At 58.0% G+C, this 1,415-nt stretch carries 1 rRNA gene; it reads left to right on the top strand.

Annotated features, from left to right (window positions below):
- Positions 1-1,415, top strand: a 16S ribosomal RNA gene (locus ACYVLQ_RS31750); the annotation flags it as partial.

Here is a 1,415-nt window from a genome sequence, read left to right as displayed (position 1 = left end):
CAAGTCGAGCGGTAAGGCCCTTCGGGGTACACGAGCGGCGAACGGGTGAGTAACACGTGGGTGATCTGCCTCGTACTCTGGGATAAGCCTGGGAAACTGGGTCTAATACCGGATATGACCACATGTCGCATGGTGTGTGGTGGAAAGATTTATCGGTGCGAGATGGGCCCGCGGCCTATCAGCTTGTTGGTGGGGTAACGGCCTACCAAGGCGACGACGGGTAGCCGACCTGAGAGGGTGATCGGCCACACTGGGACTGAGACACGGCCCAGACTCCTACGGGAGGCAGCAGTGGGGAATATTGCACAATGGGCGGAAGCCTGATGCAGCGACGCCGCGTGCGGGATGACGGCCTTCGGGTTGTAAACCGCTTTCGACTCCGACGAAGCGAGAGTGACGGTAGGAGTAGAAGAAGCACCGGCCAACTACGTGCCAGCAGCCGCGGTAATACGTAGGGTGCGAGCGTTGTCCGGAATTACTGGGCGTAAAGAGCTTGTAGGCGGTCTGTCGCGTCTTCTGTGAAAATTCACAGCTCAACTGTGAACCTGCAGGGGATACGGGCAGACTAGAGTACTTCAGGGGAGACTGGAATTCCTGGTGTAGCGGTGAAATGCGCAGATATCAGGAGGAACACCGGTGGCGAAGGCGGGTCTCTGGGAAGTAACTGACGCTGAGAAGCGAAAGCGTGGGTAGCGAACAGGATTAGATACCCTGGTAGTCCACGCCGTAAACGGTGGGTACTAGGTGTGGGTTTCCTTCCACGGGATCCGTGCCGTAGCTAACGCATTAAGTACCCCGCCTGGGGAGTACGGCCGCAAGGCTAAAACTCAAAGGAATTGACGGGGGCCCGCACAAGCGGCGGAGCATGTGGATTAATTCGATGCAACGCGAAGAACCTTACCTGGGTTTGACATACGCCAGACGCCGGCAGAGATGTCGGTTCCCTTGTGGTTGGTGTACAGGTGGTGCATGGCTGTCGTCAGCTCGTGTCGTGAGATGTTGGGTTAAGTCCCGCAACGAGCGCAACCCTTATCTTATGTTGCCAGCGCGTGATGGCGGGGACTCGTGAGAGACTGCCGGGGTCAACTCGGAGGAAGGTGGGGACGACGTCAAGTCATCATGCCCCTTATGTCCAGGGCTTCACACATGCTACAATGGCCGGTACAGAGGGCTGCGATACCGTGAGGTGGAGCGAATCCCTTAAAGCCGGTCTCAGTTCGGATCGGGGTCTGCAACTCGACCCCGTGAAGTTGGAGTCGCTAGTAATCGCAGATCAGCAACGCTGCGGTGAATACGTTCCCGGGCCTTGTACACACCGCCCGTCACGTCATGAAAGTCGGTAACACCCGAAGCCGGTGGCCCAACCCCTTGTGGGAGGGAGCCGTCGAAGGTGGGATTGGCGATTGGGACGAAGT

It is taken from the genome of Nocardia thraciensis, from assembly GCF_054782435.1.
Note: the sequence above shows the minus strand (reverse complement) of the source record. Positions and strands in the feature narration are given on the sequence as shown.